The 25,159-nt window shown below is 43.2% G+C and carries 21 protein-coding genes and 1 pseudogene; 15 read left to right on the top strand and 7 right to left on the bottom strand.

The features are described 5' to 3' along the window. From BA1DRAFT_RS11140 to BA1DRAFT_RS24650, 3 genes and pseudogenes are all read right to left on the bottom strand, one after another. Positions 1 to 296 (bottom strand): Rpn family recombination-promoting nuclease/putative transposase (locus tag BA1DRAFT_RS11140; RefSeq protein ID WP_036778933.1); only part of this gene is annotated, 296 nt, incomplete at its 3' end. 567 nt (positions 297 to 863) lie between these two features. After that, positions 864 to 1,322 (bottom strand): tail fiber protein, encoded by a 459-nt coding sequence (locus BA1DRAFT_RS11135; protein WP_036778931.1) that lies wholly within the window; start codon positions 1,320 to 1,322, stop codon positions 864 to 866. A gap of 343 nt (positions 1,323 to 1,665) precedes the next feature. Next, positions 1,666 to 2,085: pseudogene (locus tag BA1DRAFT_RS24650) on the bottom strand (IS30 family transposase); the annotation flags it as partial. 779 nt (positions 2,086 to 2,864) lie between these two features. On the opposite strand from BA1DRAFT_RS24650, the gene BA1DRAFT_RS11125 reads away from it, so the two are divergent. The 11 genes from BA1DRAFT_RS11125 to BA1DRAFT_RS11075 all read left to right on the top strand — a co-directional run bounded on the left by BA1DRAFT_RS11125 (position 2,865) and on the right by BA1DRAFT_RS11075 (position 14,429). After that, the gene (locus tag BA1DRAFT_RS11125; protein ID WP_036778928.1) at positions 2,865 to 3,437 is read left to right on the top strand and encodes a type 4 pilus major pilin; all 573 of its coding nucleotides are present in this window, start codon (positions 2,865 to 2,867) and stop codon (positions 3,435 to 3,437) included. A gap of 173 nt (positions 3,438 to 3,610) precedes the next feature. Continuing rightward, on the top strand, positions 3,611 to 4,408 hold the full coding sequence (locus tag BA1DRAFT_RS11120; protein WP_036778926.1) for a prepilin peptidase: 798 nt from the start codon (positions 3,611 to 3,613) through the stop codon (positions 4,406 to 4,408). A 108-nt stretch (positions 4,409 to 4,516) separates the two neighbouring features. Next, positions 4,517 to 6,103 carry a shufflon system plasmid conjugative transfer pilus tip adhesin PilV gene (pilV, locus tag BA1DRAFT_RS11115; protein ID WP_036778924.1) on the top strand — a complete coding sequence of 529 codons (1,587 nt, stop codon included), beginning with the start codon at positions 4,517 to 4,519 and terminating at the stop codon, positions 6,101 to 6,103. 64 nt (positions 6,104 to 6,167) lie between these two features. Beyond that, positions 6,168 to 6,692 carry a hypothetical protein gene (locus tag BA1DRAFT_RS11110; RefSeq protein WP_036778922.1) on the top strand — a complete coding sequence of 175 codons (525 nt, stop codon included), beginning with the start codon at positions 6,168 to 6,170 and terminating at the stop codon, positions 6,690 to 6,692. A gap of 119 nt (positions 6,693 to 6,811) precedes the next feature. Beyond that, a complete protein-coding gene (locus tag BA1DRAFT_RS11105; RefSeq protein WP_036778921.1) occupies positions 6,812 to 7,153 on the top strand; it encodes a toxin co-regulated pilus biosynthesis Q family protein in 342 nt (113 codons plus the stop codon). A 4-nt stretch (positions 7,154 to 7,157) separates the two neighbouring features. Next, positions 7,158 to 8,768, top strand: coding sequence for a PilN family type IVB pilus formation outer membrane protein (gene pilN, locus BA1DRAFT_RS11100; RefSeq protein WP_036778918.1), 1,611 nt, complete (start codon positions 7,158 to 7,160; stop codon positions 8,766 to 8,768). Positions 8,769 to 8,819: 51 nt separating this feature from the next. After that, positions 8,820 to 10,088 (top strand): type 4b pilus protein PilO2, encoded by a 1,269-nt coding sequence (gene pilO2 / locus BA1DRAFT_RS11095; protein ID WP_235201038.1) that lies wholly within the window; start codon positions 8,820 to 8,822, stop codon positions 10,086 to 10,088. Then, positions 10,075 to 10,617, top strand: a complete 543-nt coding sequence (gene pilP / locus BA1DRAFT_RS11090; RefSeq protein ID WP_051560742.1) for a type IV pilus biogenesis protein PilP — start codon at positions 10,075 to 10,077, stop codon at positions 10,615 to 10,617. Before pilO2 ends, pilP begins: the two co-directional genes overlap by 14 nt. Positions 10,618 to 10,639: 22 nt before the next feature. Next, positions 10,640 to 12,196: a GspE/PulE family protein gene (locus BA1DRAFT_RS11085; protein WP_036778913.1), complete on the top strand. Its 1,557-nt coding sequence runs from the start codon at positions 10,640 to 10,642 to the stop codon at positions 12,194 to 12,196. 6 nt (positions 12,197 to 12,202) lie between these two features. After that, on the top strand, positions 12,203 to 13,300 hold the full coding sequence (locus BA1DRAFT_RS11080) for a type II secretion system F family protein (RefSeq protein WP_036778911.1): 1,098 nt from the start codon (positions 12,203 to 12,205) through the stop codon (positions 13,298 to 13,300). A gap of 13 nt (positions 13,301 to 13,313) precedes the next feature. Beyond that, the gene (locus BA1DRAFT_RS11075; RefSeq protein WP_051560741.1) at positions 13,314 to 14,429 is read left to right on the top strand and encodes an ATPase, T2SS/T4P/T4SS family; all 1,116 of its coding nucleotides are present in this window, start codon (positions 13,314 to 13,316) and stop codon (positions 14,427 to 14,429) included. 679 nt (positions 14,430 to 15,108) lie between these two features. Here BA1DRAFT_RS11075 and BA1DRAFT_RS11070 read toward each other — a convergent pair. Beyond that, positions 15,109 to 16,422 (bottom strand): FAD-dependent oxidoreductase, encoded by a 1,314-nt coding sequence (locus BA1DRAFT_RS11070; protein WP_036778908.1) that lies wholly within the window; start codon positions 16,420 to 16,422, stop codon positions 15,109 to 15,111. Positions 16,423 to 16,575: 153 nt separating this feature from the next. Here BA1DRAFT_RS11070 and BA1DRAFT_RS11065 point away from each other — a divergent pair, with 153 nt between their 5' ends. The 4 genes from BA1DRAFT_RS11065 to BA1DRAFT_RS11050 all read left to right on the top strand — a co-directional run bounded on the left by BA1DRAFT_RS11065 (position 16,576) and on the right by BA1DRAFT_RS11050 (position 20,700). After that, positions 16,576 to 17,250 carry a TetR/AcrR family transcriptional regulator gene (locus BA1DRAFT_RS11065; protein ID WP_036778905.1) on the top strand — a complete coding sequence of 225 codons (675 nt, stop codon included), beginning with the start codon at positions 16,576 to 16,578 and terminating at the stop codon, positions 17,248 to 17,250. Between the two features lie 332 nt (positions 17,251 to 17,582). Further along, entirely contained in the window at positions 17,583 to 19,325 is a 1,743-nt protein-coding gene (gene ldtD, locus BA1DRAFT_RS11060) for a L,D-transpeptidase (RefSeq protein ID WP_036778903.1), read from the top strand. A 133-nt stretch (positions 19,326 to 19,458) separates the two neighbouring features. Next, complete coding sequence (mepK, locus tag BA1DRAFT_RS11055) at positions 19,459 to 20,007, top strand: peptidoglycan L,D-endopeptidase MepK (protein ID WP_036778900.1); 549 nt, start codon at positions 19,459 to 19,461, stop codon at positions 20,005 to 20,007. A gap of 45 nt (positions 20,008 to 20,052) precedes the next feature. Further along, on the top strand, positions 20,053 to 20,700 hold the full coding sequence (locus BA1DRAFT_RS11050) for an MBL fold metallo-hydrolase (RefSeq protein ID WP_036778897.1): 648 nt from the start codon (positions 20,053 to 20,055) through the stop codon (positions 20,698 to 20,700). A gap of 147 nt (positions 20,701 to 20,847) precedes the next feature. Here BA1DRAFT_RS11050 and BA1DRAFT_RS11045 read toward each other — a convergent pair whose 3' ends face one another. From BA1DRAFT_RS11045 to BA1DRAFT_RS11035, 3 genes are all read right to left on the bottom strand, one after another. Beyond that, positions 20,848 to 22,038, bottom strand: a complete 1,191-nt coding sequence (locus BA1DRAFT_RS11045) for an amino acid aminotransferase (protein ID WP_036778895.1) — start codon at positions 22,036 to 22,038, stop codon at positions 20,848 to 20,850. A 221-nt stretch (positions 22,039 to 22,259) separates the two neighbouring features. After that, positions 22,260 to 23,420 (bottom strand): porin OmpC, encoded by a 1,161-nt coding sequence (gene ompC, locus BA1DRAFT_RS11040; RefSeq protein ID WP_036778892.1) that lies wholly within the window; start codon positions 23,418 to 23,420, stop codon positions 22,260 to 22,262. A gap of 505 nt (positions 23,421 to 23,925) precedes the next feature. Beyond that, complete coding sequence (locus BA1DRAFT_RS11035; RefSeq protein ID WP_036778889.1) at positions 23,926 to 25,062, bottom strand: porin; 1,137 nt, start codon at positions 25,060 to 25,062, stop codon at positions 23,926 to 23,928. Positions 25,063 to 25,159: the final 97 nt, after the last annotated feature.

Here is a 25,159-nt window from a genome sequence, read left to right as displayed (position 1 = left end):
TAATACATCAGCCGCCAGGCCATCAGCGGGTCAGGAGTGGACTGATGTTCAATCAGACAATAGATATAGCCCTGTCCCCTAGCTGTTTCAACCGAGTAGAGCACATCACTGTGCAGTTGACGTAAATGCCGATCCACAAAACTGCCGGGTTCCAGTTTCAATGTGGCTAAATCACACAACAACTGGATCTCTTCGGGCAGATAAAGGGATAAAAATTCCCTGGCCGTTTCGGGCTGCGTTAAAAAATGCTTGAATAACGCGTCATGGTGAGGCCGTTGTTTTTCTTTCTTTGCCACAATCTGTTTCTCTGTCTTATCAGGTAGTCATTACCACTCATTGCCAAGGTATAGTGTTTCTACCAAGTTACAAAAAACATTGTCTCAGATTTCCTCAGGCAAATCTTTACCGAATGAATTAATAGAAGAGCCTAAAGAATAAAATATCAGAAAAGGAAAAACGATAAAAAACATTATATTTACAACAATTAATTTATGAAAGCCATTCATTTCAATCAGTTTTTAACTTGCATTCGCATAATAATAATCCCTCCTCATCAAAATATCGATTACTTATATTTCCGTTAAAGAGGTATGGTTATGAAGATTTAGAGGAGGCAAGCTCCTCTCTGGTTGTTAATTAATAGATGATTTAAATCTATATTTGTGGAATAGAGTTAAAGCTTCATAATAAAGGCCAATAAATAATAAGGTGGAATTACATCAATGTTATGATAATGTTCAGGAGATGATGCTGTTGCTTGGTGATTATGCCCCTGTCCTCCTCCTGTATATGATGTGTAGGCATAATAATTAAGTCCTTGTGAAGGATTCTTCCATATTGGACTATCTGAGATATCGTAGGGATTATTTATTTGATATTTGATATTTGGTTTTGGTATCACTGGCGTTACCATAGTTCATTCCATACGAGTTCCAATAAGACATACCGCCAATATGTTTGTGACTAGGTATTTGTGACTCTGTTAATACTGTGTCTTGTACCATGACATTGACTGAAACTGTAATTGGTGTTGTGCTTTTGAAAAAGGTTTTTTCATCGAAGCTGCCACTGGCTTTACTACTATATCCTTTATCATAAAAACTATCCCCGCACATTACAAAACGGCTTCTTAAATCTGGTGTTCCATTATTACCATCACAAAAAGCCCATCCAGAAGGAGCGCTATCACCAGAGAACATCACAATTATTCCTCTGGGAAATATTTTGTTGGGGTCAATATTGACATTGTTTGTATCTGTTAAAATATTTTCTGGTTTAATATTAGTGTCTTCTATATCGGATTGGTTATGTTTTCTTTTCATATTTATCACCATATATAGTATTGAGTTATTATATAATAACTTATGGTTAATTTAATAATGAGGTAAGTGTTTATTAACTTTTATAATATATTAATCCGCCAGTTGTTTATAGATAATCTTTCCTCTATATTTGTCATTTATGGATTGCAGTTGAATATCATTAATTCGTGTTTCTTAATTATTATTAAAAAAATATTTTTTTGAGATAACTATCAGTGCATATAATGATCTTTTCATTTTTTTATAATTTGCTGAAAAAGTTTAACTTATTAGTCTAATATGCATAAGGATTTTATGTTGAAATTAAATTATCACTTGGATTCACATAATAAGTGCAATATCGTTAATCCATAAGTAAATATGTTCGTACTCCCTTAAATAATTCATTCGGTGTTTCTCCTGTGTTTTTCGGGGATATTATTTAATCGGTTTGCCACAAAATTTATTTCCATAGTAGAGGACTCATTAAAATCGGTTCCCTTTGGAAAGTATTGCCTAATTAACCCATTGATATTCTCATAGATCCCTCTTTTCCAAGGCGAGTAAGGATGGAAAAGTATATTTTGGTTGCTAATTTTTTACCAATGATTTCATGATTTGTGAATTCCAAACTATTATCGAATTTTATGATCTTAACCCGTTGTTTTAATAGGTATAATATTTTTACTGCCGTTTTAGATACTTCTAATGCCTGCCTGTTATCAAGTTTAATAATAATTGTATACAACGCCTTGTGGTCAACCAAGGTTAATAAGGCACTTTTTTATTTTATAGTTATCATTAATTGATATGGGATGCAAGATGAATTTATTAACGATGTTACATATCTACATATTTATATTGTTCTTGTAATTCAGACAAGGTAATTAATAGAGTTGTTTTCTATTTATCTGTATTAATGACTTAATTTTATATTTTTATCTGATCAACTTATGATCATTATATGTATTTCGTTCTGTTATTTAAAACATGAGATTGGTATTATTGTGCTTTAATTGAGTAGTAAATTCCCTATTCCTTTTTTACCGATTCTTCTAGCAATAAATAGCGAGCAAAAATTCGCTATCTGCATTTAAAAAACCTTGGTTAATGAAAGGCTTTTTTCTTTAACAAAGAGCACTCAGTGTTGAACACTGTTGTATGTCCCATTTTTACAAAAATGTGATCTGTGACAGGCCCGGTACAACAGGAAGTCTTAACAACAAATTAATTTTATATATAAAAAATACTTATATTTTATTGTTTGCAGCTAATTGACTGAATAAAATTCATTGATTTTTTAATAGGCTATATCATCAATTTTAATCGATACTCACGATTGAAATTAAAATATTTGATAGTTTTTGACGATCGTTTGTATGATTTTTGAACGTTTTAAACAATTTTATTTTTCAAATTGTAATCTATAGGATTAATTTCAATATGAAACACTAAAGTGTTTTAAATGTTTTTATGTGTGTTATTATTGAGTTAATATTTTGTTTCATTTGGTGAGTATGTGAGTGGTAATGCGTCTCTTATTTTGATTTTGGAGTGATTAGCATGAATAAGAAAGTCAATGTACTGCGTGGCGCCAGGCGTCAATCGGGTTTTACGCTGATTGAAGCATTGGTTGTGATGATTGTCGGCATTGTGATATTGGCCGCAGCCGCAGCCGGGATTGGTAAGTTGTTCCGGGCTTCGGAAATCTCAACTGAATCGTCGAATATTACTCAGATGGCCGCAAATTTGAAGTCAATTAAAAATGGCGCCAAAGGCTATGACAGTTTGGATAATAAGATCGCCATTAATTACAAAGTCGTTCCCGCCAATATGACTCAGGATGGTAAGACCGGGATTATTTTTAATAGTTGGAATGGCAAGGTAATCATTTCTCCGGGCGATGCCACCGCTCAAACCTTTAAGATTGAGTATCAAAATGTGCCTGATGAGGCTTGCCAGCAACTTTCGCTGAAATTGCGGGTTGCAGGTTGGTCGAAAATGACCGTAGGTGGTGGAAGCGGGAAAGGGCAGCAGTCAGCTACGGAAATTAAACCAGATTCGACTTTGGCGCAAATTGAATCGGCATGTAATGCCAATGATGCAAATACCGTGACGCTTGTTTCTGCCAGTTAGGACATGGATTTTAAGACATGGATTGTCTTGATGTGATATGTGGCTTGGCAGGCTTGGTGAAGGCTTTTCAAGCTGCATTTTCTTAGTGATGGAAACAGCCGGTTTCGCTGGTTTTGTTGTTGTTCTCTTATCCAATGCGGTTCGTTGTGTGCTGAATCTGCCGGGAGATCATCATGATGATAGGGTGGTTGCAATCTTCTACCGGGTGCTTGGTTCTGGCATCCGGGTTGTTAGGGTTGTGTGTCGGAAGTTTTCTTAATGTGGTGATCTGCCGCTTGCCGATGATGATTTTCTCCGAAATCAATAGCGAGTCTGCCGACTTTAATCTCTGTTTTCCCCGTTCCCATTGTCCACATTGCAGCCACGTGTTAGCGGCCCGCGATAACATTCCCCTGCTGAGCTATTTGTACCAGAAAGGGCTTTGTCGATACTGTAACGGTACGATTTCTATACGCTATCCACTGGTTGAAGGCGCGGTAGCGTTACTTTTTTCTTTACTGGCTTTGTATCTGGGGTGGAGTTACGGGTTGTTGGGGTTGTTAGTGTTGAGTTCGATGTTGATCGCACTGGCGATCATTGATTTCGAACATATGCTGCTGCCCGATCAACTGACGCTTTCTTTGCTGTGGCTAGGGTTGTTGTTCAATCTGCATTCTGCCGGATTTGTGGCATTACCTTTGGCCGTCAGTGGCGCGGTTTGTGGATATCTGTTTTTCAGGCTGGTGGCGTGGATTGCCCTGCAATGGGTCCAGCGTGATGCGTTGGGAATGGGAGATGCTAAATTTCTGGCGGCGCTTGGCGCCTGGTTGGGGGTGGAAGCGCTTCCATTCATGATTTTGCTGGCAGCAAGTTTCACATTAATAAGTTATCTGGCGATTTGGCGACTATGCAGCATGAAAACGGCGCCACAGATACCTTTCGGCCCGGGTCTGGCAGTCGCGGGATTGATTATGGCGCTTTTCAATAGGTAGCCAGGCATAAGTGGGCCGCAGTGTCGTTCCCTTGGCGGGATCGCTTTTGGGGTAAATAGTTTATCGGATGGAGTAGATTTTCTTACTTACTATTAAGAAGGACTATTTATGCATGATGATGAGTCTGTATCTATATTGATGATAAGCCGCCATGATGCAGGTTTCACTTTGCTGGAAGTGACTGTTGCACTGATAGTACTGGCATCAATGATGGTGGTTGGTGTGGTTTATCTCAACAGACAGAGTGACATGCTGGTGAATCAGGTTATCGCCGGGCAGATCCAACATCTTGGTGATGCGGTGGTGGATTATGTTAATGATAATTATGTCGCTCTAAGTCGTGGACCCACTCCAGCACCAATTAATTGGGCAGAGCTGCCCTCCTATTTACCTCCGGGGCTTGACCAGAATACGGTCAATCCGCTTGGTCAGAAATATGATGGCGTATTACGCGTTGTCATGTTGCCTAATGGCAAAAAACGCATTGATCCGTTGATTTATACCGTTCCAGCAATGGCTAATGGAAAACAGCCCGATGTTGCTAAACATTCGATGAAGATTGCGCAGTTGATTGGGGTTGGCGGCCTGTATTTGGATTATAAAAATCGGGATCATCGTAATCCGGCCACTTATTGGAATAGTTATGGTCAAGTCAATGCGCCTGGATCTTTTTCTGGTTTTTTCAATGATCAACCCAAGGAAATTGGCCGTATTTTTTATGCTCCGTTCATGCGGGATGCGTCAATCTATGGCCCGGGAACATTGGCGGGCGACTTGCTTCATCGACAAAAAATAGGCGGGCATCCAGAGTGGAATAGGATGGAAACCAGCATCAACATGGGCGGTCATAGTCTTGAGCAGGTGAATACTCTGTCGATGCAAGGCCCCGGTATGGTTAATGGTGTGAATAAGATCGCCTTTTCTGCCCGCTCTCAGGGAAACCCCTCCTATATTGAACAAAATAGCGATGGTGAAGTGGTTGTCAATCCAGAACATGGCACGTTGTTTATCCTTGATGGTAATGCTAATCCCGGTAATAAAGGGACTTTGGCTGCCGGTGATATTCATGCAGATAATAACGTCGTTGTTGGCAATAATTTAGTGATCAACACTCAAACTGGAAATCTTGTCGGTGGCAAGTGTCCTGCGTTAGGTAACCTCTCCATGAGTAAACAGGGAGAACTGTTGGTGTGTCAGGGGATTAATGTTGATAAGTCAGATTTGGAATGGAGAGATGCTAGTGGAGGCAGGCGGTTATTGGCAAATCAAGCGGTAATCAGCAGTGGTTATTGGCTTGCGTCGGGAATGTCGTCAGGAATAACAAGTAAGAGAGATGCCTATTATGTTAGCGGTGACGGCAAAGTAAACAGTCGGCGTCAGCCTTTTTTTAACAATTCAAATGCCCCTGTGTTAGTCACCGTCTCTACTCCTCCGATTGCTAATAACCATCGTATGCGTTGCGTGTTGGCGGTGTATGAAGCGGATAAAAATGGCAACAACCAAGAATCTGATTTACCGCTTGTTTTCCAACGATCTGGACTGGGGGATTATCCAGAAGCGAGTTCCAAGGTAAATCTAAAGAATGCAAAAACTTGCATAGTGTCATTCATTGCTGGACCACATCGCAAATATAACATTGCCAGCGTGTTCCATTCTTCCAAAAACAGTTCCCATATTTTGAAAATTCATAACTGATAAGCAGCATCTTGTGCATCTGATGATTTGGCGTTAACCAATCTAGAGTAATAGGAGAACATAAATGTGGCCATTAGCGATTGTTGGGATTGCCGTTGTATTTATCATGCAACTGATTTTTGGTGAGTTGTTGTATGAAGTGCGTGTGCAGTCAGTGCGTGCCAAGACTGATGTAGCCGCGCTGTTTCGTAGCTATGCTTCAGCCGGTGTGCAATTGCTTAATCATCATTCCGTTGGCGTGATCAAGAGTCGCAAGATGCAACAGGCATTGACCACCCTACATATGACGTGGGTGAATACCGATGCCTGGTGTGACAACGTTGCCAGCCAGTGTCTCTGGGGGGGATTTATTTCAGGGACTCATGTCTATATTTTCCGCAAAAATATCCTCTCCGGGGACAATGGGTTGTTGCATGGCGCTTTCGGAGAATTACTTAAATGGAGTGCTGAACCCGATCAGATTGGTTTTAAGCAGGGTTTCAGACTCATCGACGGTAGAGGAAAACGGGTAGAGAGTCTGCTTGCCAGACGATTACCGGATGATGTTCGGAAGTTTGTATCTGACGGTGCGTTGGTGGAAATACTGTAGTTGTTGGAAATATTAGTTGTTGGAAATACTCGTTGTTGTTTCGCAAGCGGGCTTTCTTTGGGTCGCTAGTCTTGGTTAACAGGTTGTTTGGCTTACTTTTTTTCTTTTTGGAAAGATCGATGAACAAAATAATCACATATGTTTTTACGGTACTTGTCTGTATGTCAAGTGTCGCCGTTTATGCAGCACCGATGCGTACACCCGTTCCTGTGGCGACGGTGTGGACAGCAACTCCGGGGCAAACTCTGCGCGATGTTACACAAGAATGGGCGAGTAGGTCTGGCTACCAAGTGGTATGGGATGCTTCCTATGATTTCCCTATCCGAGCAGGTCTGCGTTTTAATGGCACGTTTATCCATGCGGTAAGCGAGCTGTTCGAAGCCTATACGATGGCGAATCGTCCTTTTGTTGTCGATATTTATCAGGAACAGCGGCTTGTTCATGTACAGGCTCAGGGGTAATAACATGCATATCCAGTTTTTGACGTTTTCCAGATTGATATTGTTGCCCTGTATAGCGACTGGTCTGGCAAGTTGTGCAGCAATCTCTAATGTTGATCGGCAGGCAGATGCTGAGATGGCAAATGCTAACAGTATTATTAAGGAGTTACGCAATACTGCCGCCATGACGGCTGTGCATGTTCACGAGCATGGTTATTGGGTATCAACTAAGGAGATTCCATCAAAGAAGGAGGGTGAAACTGTTTCTTGCACGTTGACGCTGGAGGAAGCGGAGCCGATGACGTTGAGTCAGTTTGCGGAAAAGATCAAGCGTATCTGTGGCGTGCCGGTGCTGATCAGTGCTGATGCACGGTTTACAGTGTCTCCTCCCAGTTCGGCATCGGAGGTGAAAGAGAGTGGTCAGGAGGAGGTTGTTGTCAATTCGAACGCGCAGTCAATATCTGAGGGCGATCAACCAGAAGAGATGAAAATAAACGTGCATTGGCATGGCTCCTTGGCAGGTTTGCTTGATTCGGTCATTTTGTCATCAGGATTGCATTGGAAAGTACACAATGGAGCAGTGCATATTTTCAAAACAGAGACGCGAGTGTTTCAAATATATGCATTGCCCGGTACGGATGCATTATCTTCCAGCGTGACAGCGACGACCAATGCCACGTTCGGCGGGGGCTTAAATGGAAGTGATAGCGGTAACGGTAACAGCGGTAGTTCCCAAACTCTCGCGACTTCTTTGACCCGTTCGGTTATGGATGAGATCCAAAAAGCAGTGGCAAATATGCTAACGCCTGGCGAAGGTAAGTTAACTTTGTCGATGGCGACGGCATCATTGGTGGTAACTGATTCACCCGAAGTACTTGATAGAATTAAGGATTATATTGATCAGCAGAACAAATTATTGACAACGCAGGTGGTGCTTAATGTCAAGATCCTTAACCTGACGTTCGATCGGGCTGATCAGTATGGCGTTGATTGGTCACTGGCCTATAAAGACGCTCATATCGGAGTGGGTGGCGCGGGCAGCGGTGTTACCGAGGGGGGGGATATCAGTACCAATATTCATATTCTTAAGGGGCCATTTAGTGACAGTAATTTACTGATCAAGGCATTATCGACCCAAGGTAAAGTCTCTATAGTGACTCAACCTTCGGTGACTACACTGAATTTGCAAGCGGTACCGATGCAGGTTGCAACCCAGACCGGTTATGTTTCATCAACTTCTAGTACTTCAACGCCACAAGTTGGCATTTCAGTAGGGATTGAGCCAGCGACAGTGACGACGGGTTTTAATATGTTGATGCTGCCTTATGCAATGGCCGACAAGCAAATATTGTTGCAGTACAACATTAGTTTGAGCGATTTAAAGAGGCTGGAGAAGTTTGGTGAGAAAGCGACCGGTCAGGTGCAGTTGCCGACAATAGATTTACGCGCATTCAGTCAGAAGGTGAGACTACATTCAGGTGAAACACTGGTGCTATCAGGATTTGAACAGCAGTCAGATACCAGTGATCGTAGTGGTTTGGGTAGCCCGGATAATCAATTCTTGGGTGGGAGCCGTCAGGGCAAAAGAAACCATAATGTGATCGTAGTCATGATTACTCCTATAGTGGTAGATTGAATGGTGGTAGATTGAAAAATGACCCAGACTGAAACAGGCGCGGAGCGCGCTATGCAAATCAAACTATATGGTAAGACGTTGGTCGCAGGCATCATCTGGCGACCGCCTGTCACTGTGTTAACACGTTCTCACATACGCAGAAATGGGATTGCCGCAGGATTTACTTTGGCTGTCCGGCATCGTGTTGGACGAAGTATACAGGTCGGGTATGTACCAAAGGAGGCAGGAGTACCGGGTTGTTATTCATTGGCGGCTGTTCTTGCTAAAGCGGTGGATAAACCTAATTGGATAGGTGCGTTTCATTTGCCTGATGGACATTATGCATTGGTAGCGGTACATCAGGGCGCGATAATGGCTGGACGTGATTTGATCGGCACTCGTGAAGAGATCGAAGCGAAATTGCGTGATACGGTGCAGTTGGTAGAGGGCGCCAATGGGGTGTGGAATGCGATTTATGCGCCGAAGGAGTTTGAATCGCCGTGGTTGGAGGTGCCATTGGCGCAACTGTTGCCGCAGTCCGCGTTGAGAAAGTCTGTTGGTCAGCTTGAGAGTTTAACCGGCGAAATGTCGAAGCACCAAATTAAGGTCTTTGCCATGACCGCAGGTACTGCGTTCTTGTTAGTTGGCGGTTGGTGGATGTGGCACATCTATAAGCAGAATACAGAAATAAGGGTACCGGATTTATCCAATGAGGTGGTGGAAGTTCCACCGCCGCATCCGTGGCTTGCGCAACCGACAATGGCGTCGCAGTTTTCTGCATGGAATAAAGCTTTAGCCAAGGTTCCCTTATCACTCGCGGGTTGGCAGATTGAAGTCATTATGTTGGATGCTAATGCGATTTCTGTGAGTTATCAGCGCCATGATGGGATGCCGATCAATGTTTTCCAGGTTGCTGCTATCAATATTTTCCGGGCTGGCCCGGTGATTTCCAATGGTGGGGAGCAGGCACAGGTATTGATACCGTTTGAGCAGTCGCAGAGTCATGATCAGGAAAACAACGACGATGTGTTGCAGTCGTCAGATCAGGCGCTGGTTGAGCTGATGTCTTATTTTCAGGCGCTAGGTTTGCCGCCGCTAACGTTGACTGAGGGAGCTTCCGTTTTACCACCGCCTCCGCCCCCTTTACCGGAAGGCGAAACACGCGTGTGGGCCAATCCTGATTGGCAGACTTATAACTGGACACTGACTTCTCAATTAGCGCCAGATGCACTGTTTTCAGGTAAGCCGCTCCCAGGATTGAGAGTGACCAGCGCCAGAATTGTGTTATCTGATGGTTTTCCTGAGTGGAAGCTGAGTGGAGTTTTCTATGCAAAAAATTAGCCAGCTTATAATCAGTCTATTTGTGGTGTCGGTATTTTCCCTGACATATGCGCAAACATTATCTACTGAGTTACCGGCAGCTCAGACGAAGCGCCATGTTGCACAGAAGCCTGCATTGCCAGCGGCAACGGCTGATAGCGTTGCTGCGCAACTGGAAAAGTTACAGACGGATTTGATGTTACTTAAAGCTGAAACTGCAAGGGCAAATGCTCAGGCTGAATTCGATAAAATTTCCAGAATGGTGAATAAAAGAGATGCCGTTAATAATGGCCTGCCTCTGGTTAAGTCAATCTTCGGGCGCAATGGGGCTCTGACCGCTACGCTCCGGCTTCGTTCAGGCGGCATCATGGATGTGAAAGCAGGTGAACAGTTGCCGAATGGTTATAAAGTGGTCCGCATTGATACCGGGGGAGTGACTTTCTCCAAACAGGGGCGATTCTATGAGGTAGGTCTTACGGCTACTAATGATGCATCATTGCTGGATAGCCTTGACTTGATGGTTGCGCCGCCGCTGCCGTTAAGCCGTTAGTTACTGATGGGTGGCGATATTTATGGAAATAACATGCTCCGATCTGTTGTGTATGGTCAGGCAGGGTGCAAAAGTTTTATCTGCCTTGAGCGGCGTACTTGAAATAGAGTTAGCTAACCGCAGTTTGATATGTCTTGTTGAGTTACCTCAGCAGAAGGGGCAATGCGTACTTGCCGTGTCTGCCTCCCACCGGCTTGATCCCCATGTGCTGGCCTATGAAGAGACGGTTAAAAGACATGGCCTTATCTATCAGACTGTCACTTGTGGCATGGGGAGCATATTGGAATTGTACCGTCTCAGTAAGAGCGAGAGTCATGGACTGGGAGGGAGTGAATCGGATGTTCAGCGTTATATCATTCGCTTAATCGGCGAAGCGACTGAGGAACGGGCGTCAGATTTGCATATCGTTGCTCGCCGTAATTATTGTGAAATCCGTTGCCGTATCGATGGTTATTTGCGCTCAATAGGCCAACTGCGGCCGGAAGAAGGGTTGCGATTATGCGCGACTATCTATCAAAGTATGTGTGATGTGGCAGAGCCGACGTTTAAACCGATGCAGGCGCAGCGCGCGCGAATGAAAGATGAGTTTCTGGCTGAGTGCGGACTTTCCGGGGCGCGTATTAATACCCGCCCGCTTGATCGCGGCATGTTGATGGTGCTGCGATTGTTGTATGCGGACAGCCCCGGTACGGTGTGCACTTTAAGTGATCTCGGCTATTTGCCGGAACAGTGTCAGATACTGGAAGAACTTATGGAGCATCGGGCTGGTGTGGTTCTCTTGTCTGGTGCGACCGGTAGCGGAAAGAGCACCACCCTGAAAGTTGTGATGCAGAAGATGATAACCGAGCAAGCCGGCATCCATCTGCTTACGCTTGAAGATCCACCCGAATATGAAATTGAAGGCGCTAATCAATCGCCTATAACCGGAGATCGAGGTGATAGCATGATTGTCGAACAGGAATGGGCGATGGCAATTGCTGATGCAATGCGGCTCGATCCTGATGTGATTATGGTCGGTGAGATACGCGACGCAGTGACGGCAAAGATGGCATTTCGTGCCGCAATGACCGGCCATCTTATTTGGACCACGATACATGCAAACGATGCTTTAGCGATCTTGCCCCGCTTGCAGGATGAGGCTGTGATGGAGTCGCTATTAATGGATTCGCGTCTGGTGATTGGTCTAGTCAGCCAAGCGCTGATTCAGGTGTTATGTCCTCATTGTAAAGTTCCCCTGCAAGGGCATGAGCAAGAAGTCTCCGAGCGTCTGTTGAAACGACTCAATCTTTATTGTCAGCCGGAGTCGGTTTGCCTACAGGGGGAAGGTTGTGACTATTGCAAACAGTGCGGCACCTTGGGCCGAACAGTAGTCGCTGAAGTGATACGCACCTCCCCCGGCTTAATGCAAGCTTATCGAATGGGTCATCATCACGAAGCGACTCGATATTGGATCTCGGAGATGGCGGGATTAAGCAAGATCGACGCACTTATTCGCAAAATAAATGACGGAATAATCGATCCCCGTGCCGCAGAACGTGTGATGGGGCCGATTATTCCTGCGATCCATCAAATAGAGTGAAACGCTATGTCCATGACCGATTTTGTTGAAAGACTGAACTATCGATTTGCGAAGATCCAGTTTGGTAATAAAGCGCGGATTCGTTTTTACGGGCATCTGATCATGATGCTGGAAAATCGTATCATGCTGATTGATGCATTACGTGAAATGTATAATATCGCCAGCAACGAAGGCCATAAACCCAACAATGGTTGTGCGTTGGTGTTAAGTAGTTGCTATGAATCTGTCAGTCAGGGCAGTACCTTGGCGGAGAGTTTACAGCGATGGATTGGTCCCAATGAAGTCGCGGTGATTGCTGCGGGTGAGCGTTCCGGCGACATACGTAGCGCTTTTATGGATGCGATCGCCATGATCGAAGCGGGTAGCAAGATCCGCAGTGCTGTTATTGGCACATCTATTTATCCACTTATACTCATCGGGATGATATGTGTCTTGCTGCATATTGTGGCTGGGAGTTTGGTGCCCAAACTGGCTGCTGTTTCTAAGCCGGAAACCTGGGATGGTGCGGCTTATACTCTTTATTTAATGGGAACATTTGTCAACGATTATGGATTTTATTCGCTGATATTGCTGGTGATATTGATCATTTTATTGTTGTTATCGCTATCTTTTCTGGGGGGGCGACTGCGAACAGTGCTTGACCGGTTTCCGCCGTGGTCACTGTACAGAACCATTCATGGCAGTATGTTCATATTGAATGTGTCGTTGCTGATTCGTTCAGGGATGATGTTGCAATCGGCGTTGGAATTGCTGCTGGAACAGGCGGGTTCCCGCTGGCTGTATGTGCGTATCGCGGCTACGCTCGAACATATTTCAATGGGGGCTGGTTTTGGTGAGGCATTGCGCGATACCGGTTACCGTTTCCCGGATGACGAGGCGATCAGTTATCTGAGGTTGTTGTCACGATTGCAGGGTTTTGATCAATCAATGGCGAAGTTTGCACGGCACTGGTTGGATGAAACGATAGTTAAGGTTCAGATAGTGACGCGTGGCTTTCTGTTGGCTTCAATTCTTATGATTGGCGGCATGTTGATGCTGGTGGTGACGGCGGTATCGGGCATTGAAAACGCCATTGAACAGTCGTTATCTATGCCATCTGTTTAATTCGAGATTAACGATGAAAATCAGGCAGAATATTGAAACTGGAACCAGTGAAATTCAAGGAACAGGCGGCGTATGTCGTGAGAAAGCATTGAATGAGCTGAGAGAAGCTTGCGGGCCGATTGTCCTCCGAGCGCTTGATGACAAAGACGTGGTGGAAATCATAATTAATCCTGATGGAAAACTGTGGATTGAATTGCATAACCAAGGCATGAATGAAGCGCAATCTCATTTTCCGGCGGATGCGGCAGAGCGGATTTTACTGATTTCAGCTTCGTTGCAAAAGTCAGATGTTGGTGTTGATGTGGGTCTGATTGAAGGTGAATTTCCATTGGGGAGCGCTCGGATTGCCGGTGTTTTGCCTCCGCTGGCAAATGCGCCGACTATTGCCATTCGTAAACACTCTCCGGTGGTATTATCGCTGTCTGATTACCGCAAAAGCGGCATTATTAAGCCGATAGGCGCTGCTGCCATGCGGTTGGCATCTGGAATAGCGAGTTATAAACGCAGTTTTGAACACCCAATTGAGGCAATTCGTGAAGCTGTGATGATGCGCAAGAATATTCTAATCGTTGGGGGTACCGGCAGTGGGAAAACGACGCTGGCTAATACTATTTTGTACGAAATCAGCCTGCAATGCCCGAGTGACCGTATTGTGGCGATTGAGGATACGATGGAATTACAGCTTAATAATGCTAACCGGGCGCTGTTACGCACTAGTAAGGATGTGGATATGCGTCGCTTGCTGCGAACGACAATGCGTTTGCGTCCAGACCGGATTGTAGTGGGTGAGATTCGCGGCGGTGAAGCTTATACTTTGCTCAAGAGTTGGAATTCCGGCCATCCTGGAGGAGTAGCAACCATGCATGCCAATTCATCTGAAGAGGGGTTACAAAAACTGGCGCATTACATTTATGAAAATGAAGCGGCGCAGGGTTTTACGCCTGAGACTATCGGTTGGATGATTGCCAAAAGTGTGAATTTGGTGGTGGTAATAGAAAAAATCGCAATGGAACCGGGAAGAATGGTGTCAGAAATTTGTGAAGTTTCCGGGTTTATGAATGATCGTTACAATATGAATGTTTTGTGCTTACAAAGTAATGGATATTGTGAGTTTAAACCACGTATTTAAAGTGCGATGTTACAAATAATTCTGAAAATGATGATGAGAATATAAAAATAATAATAACAAATTTATCTATAATTTATTATTTTCTTCTATTAATTAAATGTTTGTTGTTTTTAAAATAATGATATTACAAGTTAAATAATTAAATGCTGCTGAATATTGATGTTTGTGGTTAAGAATGGTAATTGAATTTTAAATGTAAAAATACTGTGAATTATGTACAGACTCTCGGATAATTAAATGTAATGATATGAAGAGAATAAAGTTTTCTGTTCTGTTTTACCTGTCTAAATGGTTGATTAATATGATTATATTTGTTTTTATTATTTTCATTAATTGCTAATGAATTATCTGGATATTATAAATGAAAAAATTAATAGATTTAAAAATACATAGCTTCTTTAATTTTTTGTAGCCCGGAAAATATAGATTTAAGCCATTGTAAATTTGGCAAAAACCTACCAGATAATCCGGGCATGGATTTTTATTATATTTTTTAGACAAGATATTCTGGCCGATACGATAGTAAATAATCGATTCTACCTTATCAAGTCTTTATTTTTCAAAAAGAAGTTATCACTGGTTTACCAAAACCAGACTCTATTCTTGAGCCGACGCAATATTACCGCAAATTCTTTGCTAATCGTTTATTCAAGTTATCTGGAGGTAAAGTGAAAGCCTCTTATTGCGTACTACTCAAAGAGTGTGTAGTACCTAATTTTATTTTTCCCTGGTGTTGCGCAGATTTTGTTATCGGGAATAGCACTCGCTTTATTGGCGGTAAAGTTTGTGCAACCCGAAGTACAGTTCGAAACAGTATTCGCTTGATCATCGAACGATCGGCTGCATTTAACGCGGTACGTAACGAAATTTCAACGGCCTCATTAGCATATGTTCGCATTTGTTGTTCATAATCTGAAATCGCTTTGATTAAATCTTCATGACCGGATGCTACCTGAGTCAGCGTCTGTGTGAGCAAAAGTGCGTCTCGAAGCGCTGTGTTTGCCCCCATTCCTACCATTGGCGTCATGTTGTGAATAGCGTCGCCAAGGAGTGTGACAGCGCTGGAACGCCAGGGTAAGAGGTGATCCATACTGCGTAACGGAATCACAGAGATGTTTTCCATATCACTCTGCTTAATTAGGGTATGCAGATTTGGGTCCCATCCAGCAATACGGGTACAGATCAGATCACACAGAGATTCCGCGGGAAAATCGGTAATCGTATTCGGGTAGCTATTCGTTGCTGCTGCGTAGGCCCACATGACAAAATCACCAATTTCTGTCGATGTGGCCTTTACTTGGGTATTGATCGGAGCACGCCATAGAGAGACAAACAATCCACCAGAGCTTTTAGGCACGATATTGTTGGGCGACCCATCCAGCAAATATGGAGGCAATGAGGCAGCAAGAGCTTGGGTAAGGCGCACACGTCCAACGGTGAGTGTGACGCCAATATCAAGCCTTTTTATCGCGGGGAGGTACTGCTTGCGTACTCTTGAATTGCTTCCATCTGCGCCGATAAGAACATCAACATCTTCGTGACTTTTATCTGTGAAAAAAAGCCTGACTTTACCGTTTTGCATGTGTTCATAGCGCTCGAACGTTTTGTTCCATTGAACGGTATCTGACAGCCCCTCATTTAATACTTCTATAAGTTCGGATCTGCTGATTGACATCCGATCTTCGGTAATAATTTGTCCATCCTCCCTATGAATATTTCTCTGTGCTTCGAGAAGAAGATGTAGATGTTCATCATAGAATCTTGTCTGTCCACCAACAGGTTTTGAAATCTTTTTAAAGGTTGACCAGTTAGTTTCCGGTAGGCATTCCTGCATAGCCTGCTGGCCGAACGTATCGACGTAAATGCCATAACCGGGAAGTATGGATGACGTAGCAGAGCCTCGTTCATAAACTTTCACTTTTATTCCATTTTTACGCAGGCCATGTGCCAGGCATGCACCACCAATCCCTGAGCCGATTATTCCAACGTTCATTTCTTTTTTCTCCATAAGTAGTACGATGTGATTCTGAAAGAATCATGGTGACTATAGCTGGTTAGGATCACAGCCATCAGTCGTGTTACTGCTATAGTCTTAATAATAGTATACCGTACCGTTCGGTACCAATAAAAATTTAGGTTTTTTTACATGACAAGTACACCTAAAGCCCAAACAGATCACAAAAGAACCCGTTCGTACTCTAGAATTTCAGGAGAACGAGTTAACGAGCTGTTAAAAATTGCTGCTCAAGTATTTGCAGAACGGGGTTTTGATGGTGCCAGTATCAATGAGATGGCGAAACGTGCTAATGCTTCGAAGGGAACCTATTATAGCCGATTCCCTTCTAAAGAAGAGTTGTTAGTCGCTGTCGTCAGGCAAAGAATAGAAGAAGTTGAAGTCGGTCTGGACAAGACGATGAACCGCGAACCAGATATTGGGAAAGCGTTAACCATTTTTGCAGAGGAAGTTCTCACGGCAATTCTCTCTGAGACAATGATCGCAAACTACCGGGTGGTAACGTTGGAGTCTCAACGTTTTCCGCAGTTAGGTAAGATCTATTATGAAAAGGGAGTCAAAAAGATCGTAGATTTTCTTGTCGAATATCTGGTACGAAAGATGAAGGAGGGAAAATTGAACATAGTAGACCCGAAAATCTCCGCAGAGGTGTTTATCGATGGCATCATTGGAACGCCAAGGCTTAAGGCTACTTTGGGTATTGGTTTACCGACTCCAGAGGAGAAATCTCAGCGAATTGCCATCGCTGTTCAGTCATTTCTCGCTGCATATGGTATAGCTTCATGTGATAGCGCTTCTTCATCATGATAGTCGCGTTGTTGTAGTAAACAGATGTAGTAAACAGATGTAGTAAACCAGAAATTATTGTAGGAATGGCGTTGAATTGAGGGCCTGCCTGTTATCAGGTAGGTCTCTCTGCTGAATTAAGAAAGCGATTTGCATACCTTGAATTATAGACGGGACGCTTTGGCGTCTTTTTTGCTCTTGTATGCTGGGTTGGCTGGCGATGGCTTATTATATTTCCTTTGCAGATAAATAGTTTACAATGTAAATAACTTGTTGTTTTTCTTTGATTAGAGTCTGAATTTGTCATAATTAAAATTAACTCATGAGAATGTTCTGAAGGTGGGTATGTTGATATGGTAAAAAGAGCGATAAAGCCACTGTGTATTTCGGTTATTTGTAGCACATCGATAGTAGCTGGATATGCTTTAGCTAATCATCAGAGTAGGATTATTGAAGGTGATATGCAAAATCTGCCAAAAATGCAGGTTGAAAAGATATCTGAGACAACCATACCCGAACAGGTACAAATTCAAACTGCTGCAATTTCAGAAACAGAGCGTCGTAAAATAGTGCGAAGCTGGTTACCAGCGCAAGTTAAGCCTGTTTTCTTTGGCCAATTGGTTAGTTTGTACTCTTCCAATCAGATGCAACCTTTGTGGCAAGATAAAATCGCGGTTCAACGCTTTGAACAACAACTTTCAGAACTCGCATTGGCTGGCTTTCAGCCGCAATTTGGTCAATGGCTGACTGAACTCAATGATGCTCAATTGAGTCAGATGGGACGTGATCTCATCTTATCGGATGCTATGCTAGGTTATTTACAATTTGTTTCAGATGTCGGTCAGCAGGGCCAAAGCTGGCTCTATCGCACTATGTTATATAACAGCACTACACCGTACAAAAGCATTACAGCATACAAAATTGTATTACCTTCATCAGAAGTTGTGGATCAGTGGCAGCAAGCTATTATTGATCACAATGTGGCCGCTTATGTTGCCGCATTGGCGCCACAACATCCTCAATATGAAAATATGCGCAAGGAGATGATGAAACAACTGGCTGATAGTAAACCGTGGCCACAGCTTTCTGATAAAAGTGCGTTAAAACCGGGACAGAGTAGTTCTGATGTCGCTGTGTTGAGAGAAATACTTATTCGCCTTGGGATGTTGAGTGAACTGACAGCTCAAGCAGATCATGTCTACGATCCTGAACTGGTGACTGCGGTAAAAGATTTTCAGCATTGGCAAGGGTTGGCGCCGGATGGCGTAATTGGTAAACGCACAAGAGATTGGCTAAATACTTCACCTCAAACCAGAGCGGGTTTGATAGCGCTTAATATTCAACGCTTGCGTATTATCCCAAGCCATGTGTCTACAGGAATTATGGTCAATATTCCAGATTATTCATTGCATTATTATCTTAATGATCAGGAAGTGTTGGACTCGAAAGTGATCGTTGGTCGTCCAAGCCGTAAAACACCCATTATGAGTAGTGTGCTGAATAATGTGGTGATTAATCCTCCCTGGAGTGTGCCGACTAGCCTGGCAAGAAAAGATATCGCGCCACGAGGGCTTGATGATCCCGGATATTTTCAACGTGGAGGATACGTTATCTTTTCAAATTGGCGTGCTGATGCCAGTGTCATCGACCCTTACACGATTGATTGGAGTGTGATTACGCCTGCTAACTTTCCTTATCGAATATGGCAAGCTCCGGGGCCGACTAACTCATTAGGCCGCTATAAATTTAATATGCCAAATTCGGATGCTATCTATTTGCATGATACGCCGAACCATAACCTGTTTAACAAAGACATTCGGGCGATCAGCTCTGGTTGTGTACGGATTAACAAGGCTTCAGAATTAGCGAATATGTTATTGGGAGATGTGGGGTGGACTCAAAACAAGGTGGCTAATACCGTGAAACAGGGCAATACCGTTTATGTTAACATTCCACAGCGTATTCCTGTTTATTTGTATTATTTAACTGCCTGGATAGATGAACAGGGGATTCCTCAGTACCGTACCGATATTTATGATTACGATAATAGTGTGAGACAAGGTTCCCAGTTTTTGTCAAAGTTGTTACCTTTATAAAACTAAATGCAACTAATTTTTGTTATTAGTTGTCTCATAGACCAGTGACCAGTGACCAGTGACCAGTGACCAGTGACCAGTGACCAGTTGCCTGGTGGTTTATTTTTTCCATAATCTGAGTAGATGTTTCTTCATGGATATAATTGATCATAATCGCCGTAAGTGGCTTTGTGTGGGGGCTGCTGCTTTAGGTTTGAGTTTTTTGCCGGGGCATGCTTTTGCGACTCTGGCAACTCCACGCCCACGGATTTTACGTTTTGACAACTTACATACGGGTGAAACGATTAAAGCCGAATTTTTTGACGGCTATCGTTACAACAAAGAAGAGCTGGCCCGCTTGGATCATCTGTTTCGAGATTATCGTCAAAATAGAGTTAAGACTATCGATCCTAAATTATTTGATCAGATTTATTTGCTGCAAATGATGATGGGGATTAATAAACCTGTACAACTTATTTCTGGTTACCGTTCACTAGTAACCAACAATCAGTTGCGCAAGCAAAGTAAAGGCGTGGCTAGACAGAGTTACCATACTCGCGGGCGGGCGATGGATTTTCATATTGAAGGTATTGAGCTTAGTCGTATCTGTAAGGCTGCTCTGAAAATGAAAGCGGGAGGGGTAGGATACTATCCACACAGTAATTTCGTTCATATTGATACAGGTCCCGTCAGGACATGGTAATCTGGTGAGTAACTATTTTGTTTTGACTATGGAGTAAATGAAATAATGAAATACCAAATTATTCCTGTTACTGCTTTTATGCAGAATTGTACCCTTATTTGGAATGAAGAGAGTAAGGAGGCGGCAATTGTTGATCCGGGGGGAGAAGCAGAGAAGCTGATCGCCGAGATAGAACGCCGTGGTTTGAAATTGACCCAGATTTTGTTGACTCATGGTCACTTTGACCATGTTGGTGCAACAGCGGCAGTCGCTAAACATTTTAATGTGCCGGTCTACGGACCGCAGCAGGAAGATGCTTTCTGGATTGAAGGTTTGCAAGCTCAGAGTCGGATGTTTGGCATTGAAGAATGCCCATCATTTGAACCTGATCGCTGGTTAAATGAAGGTGATGAACTACGAGTAGGGGGCGTTGATTTATCTGTGTTGCACTGTCCGGGGCATACGCCAGGGCATGTTGTGTTTGTAAATCATGAAGATAAGCTGATTTATATGGGAGATGTTCTGTTTAAAGGGGGGGTTGGGCGTAGTGACTTCCCACGCGGTAATCACCAGCAGTTAATTAACTCAATTAAAGATAAACTTCTGCCACTTGGTGATGATTATGAATTTATTCCAGGGCACGGGCCAATGTCGACGCTAGGTTATGAGCGTCAGACTAATCCATTTTTACAGGATGAAGTACCAGGTTGGTGATGATCAACCCGTTCTATTTTCATTTTGATGTACTCAATGAGATTAATATCGCAATTGTGTCGAGTGTCGAATCTTCTGAATGATAAAAGCCGCTGAAATTCAGCGACTTTTTCAGAGTAAGGTAAATATAGTAAGGCAAATGTTAATTTAGAGTACTGCAACAATGGCTTCACATAGTGGAACCATGTTTTCCAACGTCAAACCAGCGACGTTAATACGACCGGAACTGACAGCGTATATGCCAAATTCCTCACGCAGACGTTCTACTTGTTCTTTTGTCAGACCACTGAATGAAAACATACCATTTTGGCTACTAATAAAGCTGAAATCCTGTTTTGCCCCTTTTTCCTGCAAGGTATTGACAAACAGTTGACGCATACGCTGGATACGTTCGCGCATGGTGGTCAGCTCCTGTTCCCAAGCTGCTTTCAGATCTTCATTTGACAAAATGGTAGTGACAACAGATGCACCATGAGCAGGTGGGTTGGAATAGTTCGCTCGAATAATCGCTTTAGCCTGACTGAACGCTCTTTCGGCTGTATCGCTGTCACTAGCAACAATGGTACAGGCGCCGACACGTTCATTGTACAGGCCAAAGTTTTTGGAGTAAGAGCTGGCAACAATCAGTTCATTGTGATTTTTCGCAAAAATACGCAAGCCTTCTGCATCTTCATTCAGGCCCTTGGCAAATCCTTGATAAGCGAAATCAAAAATAGGCAACCAACCTTTTTCCGCAGACATTTCTGCCAGCTTAGCCCATTGTGCCGGGGTGGGATCGATGCCAGTCGGATTGTGGCAGCAACCGTGGAACAGAACAACATCACCAGCCTGAGTTTCAGACAGGCTTGCTAGCATGCCTTCGAAATTCAGCGCGTGTTTTTCAGCGTCATAGTATTTATATTCACAGACTTCCAGGCCAGCGGCGGAAAAAACGTTTTTATGGTTTGGCCAGGTTGGGTTGCTGATCCAAACCCGTTTAGCATTAGTCTGTTTGGCAATGAAATCCGCAGCAATACGTAAAGCACCTGTACCGCCAGGGCTTTGTGCTGTGCGGGCGCGTTTATCTGTGACGACTGGGTGATCTTTGCCAAACAGTAATTCTTGAGTTACGCGGCCAAATTCGGCTAAACCGCTAATCGGCAGATAATTCTTTGTTGTTTCGTTTTCCAGTAAATATTGTTCAGCTTTTTTAACACTGGTCAGAACAGGGGTTTCTCCTGTTTCATCTTTATAGACACCGATACCAAGGTTGATTTTATTTGTACGAGGATCAGAACGGAAACTATCGGCTAAGCCAAGAATAGGGTCGGCAGGCGCTGCGGTAATTTTCTCAAACATGTTTGTAATTCCAAAGCTCAGGGTTAAGCCCAAAAGGGTAGTCAGGTTAACGCTGCTAAAACGGTTTGCCAACTATTTGTCGCAAAAAGAAGATAATCTTGTGAAGCAGTTTGCGGAGTGAGAAAAAGAAGGAAAACATAAGACTAAAAAAGCAGCACATAAGCGCTGCTTTCTCTTAATGATGTTTAACTTGTTCAGCTAAATCTATTTACCAACGGTAATTAGAATTGGTAAATCATACCTACGCCAACAACGTTGTCAGTGCTGATACCTGTTGCTTTGGTGAGGTCATTGCTATCCAGCAGGTTGATTTTGTAATCAACATAGGTAGTCAAGTTTTTGTTGAGGTAGTAGTAACTACCGACTGAGATATATTTAACTAGATCGTAGCTGTCAGATTCTTTCTCGTCATTACCGAGGTCACCGAACAGGTTTTTACCTCTGGACTGAACGTATGCCAGAGATGGACGTAAACCGAAGTCGAACTGATATTGGGCGGTCAATTCGATGTTCTGGGTTTTGTTAGCGACGCTTTCCCAGTTTACACCATCAACTTTTCCACCGAAACGGGTCATGTTACGGGTTTCACCGTACATGGCAGCCAAGTAGATGTTGTTAGCATCGTATTTAACACCGATGTTCCATGCTTCAGCGCGATCACCTAAGGCAGTAGAGCCGGTAGGTTTACCTTTAGAGTCATCAAAGGCAGTTTTTTGCGCAGCAGTACGAGCAGAATTAGAGTATGCACCACCGACGCTGATACCGTAACCTACGTCATAGGTTGCAGCGAAACCGTAACCATCGCCGTTGTCTTTACGGTCGACACGGCCATTAGCAGTGTTTTCGCTATTTTCACCCTGATATTGCAGAGCAAAATTCAGACCATCAACCAGACCGAAGAAATCGGTATTACGGTAAGTCAACAGACCAGTAGAACGGCCAGTCATGAAGTTATCAGTCTGCGCCATTGAGTCGCCACCGAATACTGGTAACACGTCGGTCCAAGCGTTGACTTCATAAACCACACCGTAGTTACGGCCATAGTTCATTGAACCGTAGTCGGATAGTTTCAAACCAGCGAAAGCCAGACGAGTTTTAGTTTCTTCGCTAACACCTTCTGCACGGTTGCCTTTGATGTTGTATTCCCAACGGCCAAAACCGGTCAGTTGGTCATTAACTTGAGTTTCGCCTTTGATACCCAGACGAGCAAAGGAGTTATCGCCATCTTCGCCGCTTTTGTTGTTAGCGAATTTGTGCTGGACTTCAACTTTACCATACAGATCCAGTTTGTTGCCGTCTTTGTTATAAATTTCAGCTGCATTTGCTGCGCCAGCAGCTAACAGAGCTGGGATTACTACTGCAAGAACATTGCGTTTCATCATTTATTATTACCCTCATTGGTGTTATTCGGACACCTGCCACTGCCAAAAATAATTCTTTAAAAATTTACGGAACTATTTGTGAGAGTTTAGTGTCGTCTGTTTCACTGTCAAGTGTTTCATTGGTTGTTATTTTTATCCACTCACAAAATGCGATAAAAAAGAAAATTTGGTAAAAATGTGAAACAAAGTGTTTCAAAATGTAAATGAGAGGTTGTTTTTTGAACTCTGGTCGGTCCAGTTTATTAAAAAAGAGAAAAATGGAGAGCAGTCAGTGGCGGAAGAAAATTACCTGTTTATCTTAATAAAAAGAGTAAAATATGATGTTTATTTCATCAGTCATATCTCTTATATGTAACTTACTGATATGCTTGTCGATGTGTTATATACCATTTTTTAACAGATACCTAATAATGATTATTCTTGAAAAAAGTAGTGCTCACTTTAAGTGAGCACCATAACATGTTAATTGGCTCTCCTATTAACCTGTCTAATTTATATCAGACGGCTAGAATTGATATACCAAACCTACACCTACCGCGTTATTTGTGTTGACATCGAGATGTTTGGTGTAGAAGTTGTCATGTACTAAGTTGATTTTATAATCCACATAAGTGGATAAATTTTTGTTAAAGTTATAATAAGAACCAATAGAGATATATTTTACCCAGTCCTGATGAGTGAAAAAAGTTGTTCCTCTGGATTGAACATATGCCAGAGATGGACGCAGGCCAGAATCAAACTGATATTGGGCCGTTAATTCAATATTGCGGGTTTTTGCGGAGACGAAATCTTGGTAGCCGAAAGAAGTCATATTGTGAGTTTCGCCATACATGGCGGCCAGATATAGGTTTTTTGCATCATATTTGGCGCCAACGTTCCATGCCTCAGCCCTTTCACCGCGAGCGACAGAGGTAACGAGCCTTTCATGTGTAATAGGTCGGTCAGCATTGGAGTAGGCTCCTCCTACGCTGATACCATTGCCGATATCATAAGTAACAGAGAGGCCGAAGCCGTCGCCGTTGCTACCACCATTGGGCTTACTGCGCTTACGGTTCGAATTGCGGCCGTTGTTGCTGTCTTCGTCGTTCTTACCTTGGTATTGCAGGGCGAAGTTCAGACCATCAACCAGACCAAAGAAATCTGTATTGCGATAAGTCAAGACACCAGTAGCACGATTAGTCATGTAGGTGTCAGCCTGCGACATGGAATCAGCGCCGAATACTGGCAGTACGTCAGTCCAGGCATTGACGTCATAGAGAACACCATAATTACGACCGTAGTCTAGGGAACCGTATTTAGCCAATTTCAGACCAGCGAAGCCCAGACGGGTTTGATTGCCTTCGGAATTGTTTTCCTCAGCTTTGTTAGCCTGAATATTGTATTCCCAACGGCCATAACCCGTTAGTTGGTCATTGATTTGAGTTTCACCTCTGAAGCCCAAACGAATGTAGCTTGCATCACCATCTTCACTATAGATAGGGGATTTATCTGAGCTTTGGGTAATTTTAGAGAATTGATGACGCGCATCAACTTTGCCATAGATATCCAGTTTATTACCATTTTTATTATAAATTTCAGCGGCATTTGCTACACCAGCAGTCAACAGTGCTGGGATGACCACGGAAAAGATACTACCCTTCATTATTGTTACCTTCATTTAATTACTATCGTTAATTACCGTCATTGGTGTTATTCGGACATCTGTTACTGACAGAAATAATTCCTTTAAGAAACTCGTT

Source organism: Photorhabdus aegyptia, from assembly GCF_000612035.1.
Lineage (GTDB): Bacteria > Pseudomonadota > Gammaproteobacteria > Enterobacterales > Enterobacteriaceae > Photorhabdus > Photorhabdus akhurstii.
The sequence above is the reverse complement of the archived record's forward strand: the minus strand, read 5'-3'. Positions and strand labels throughout refer to the sequence as shown.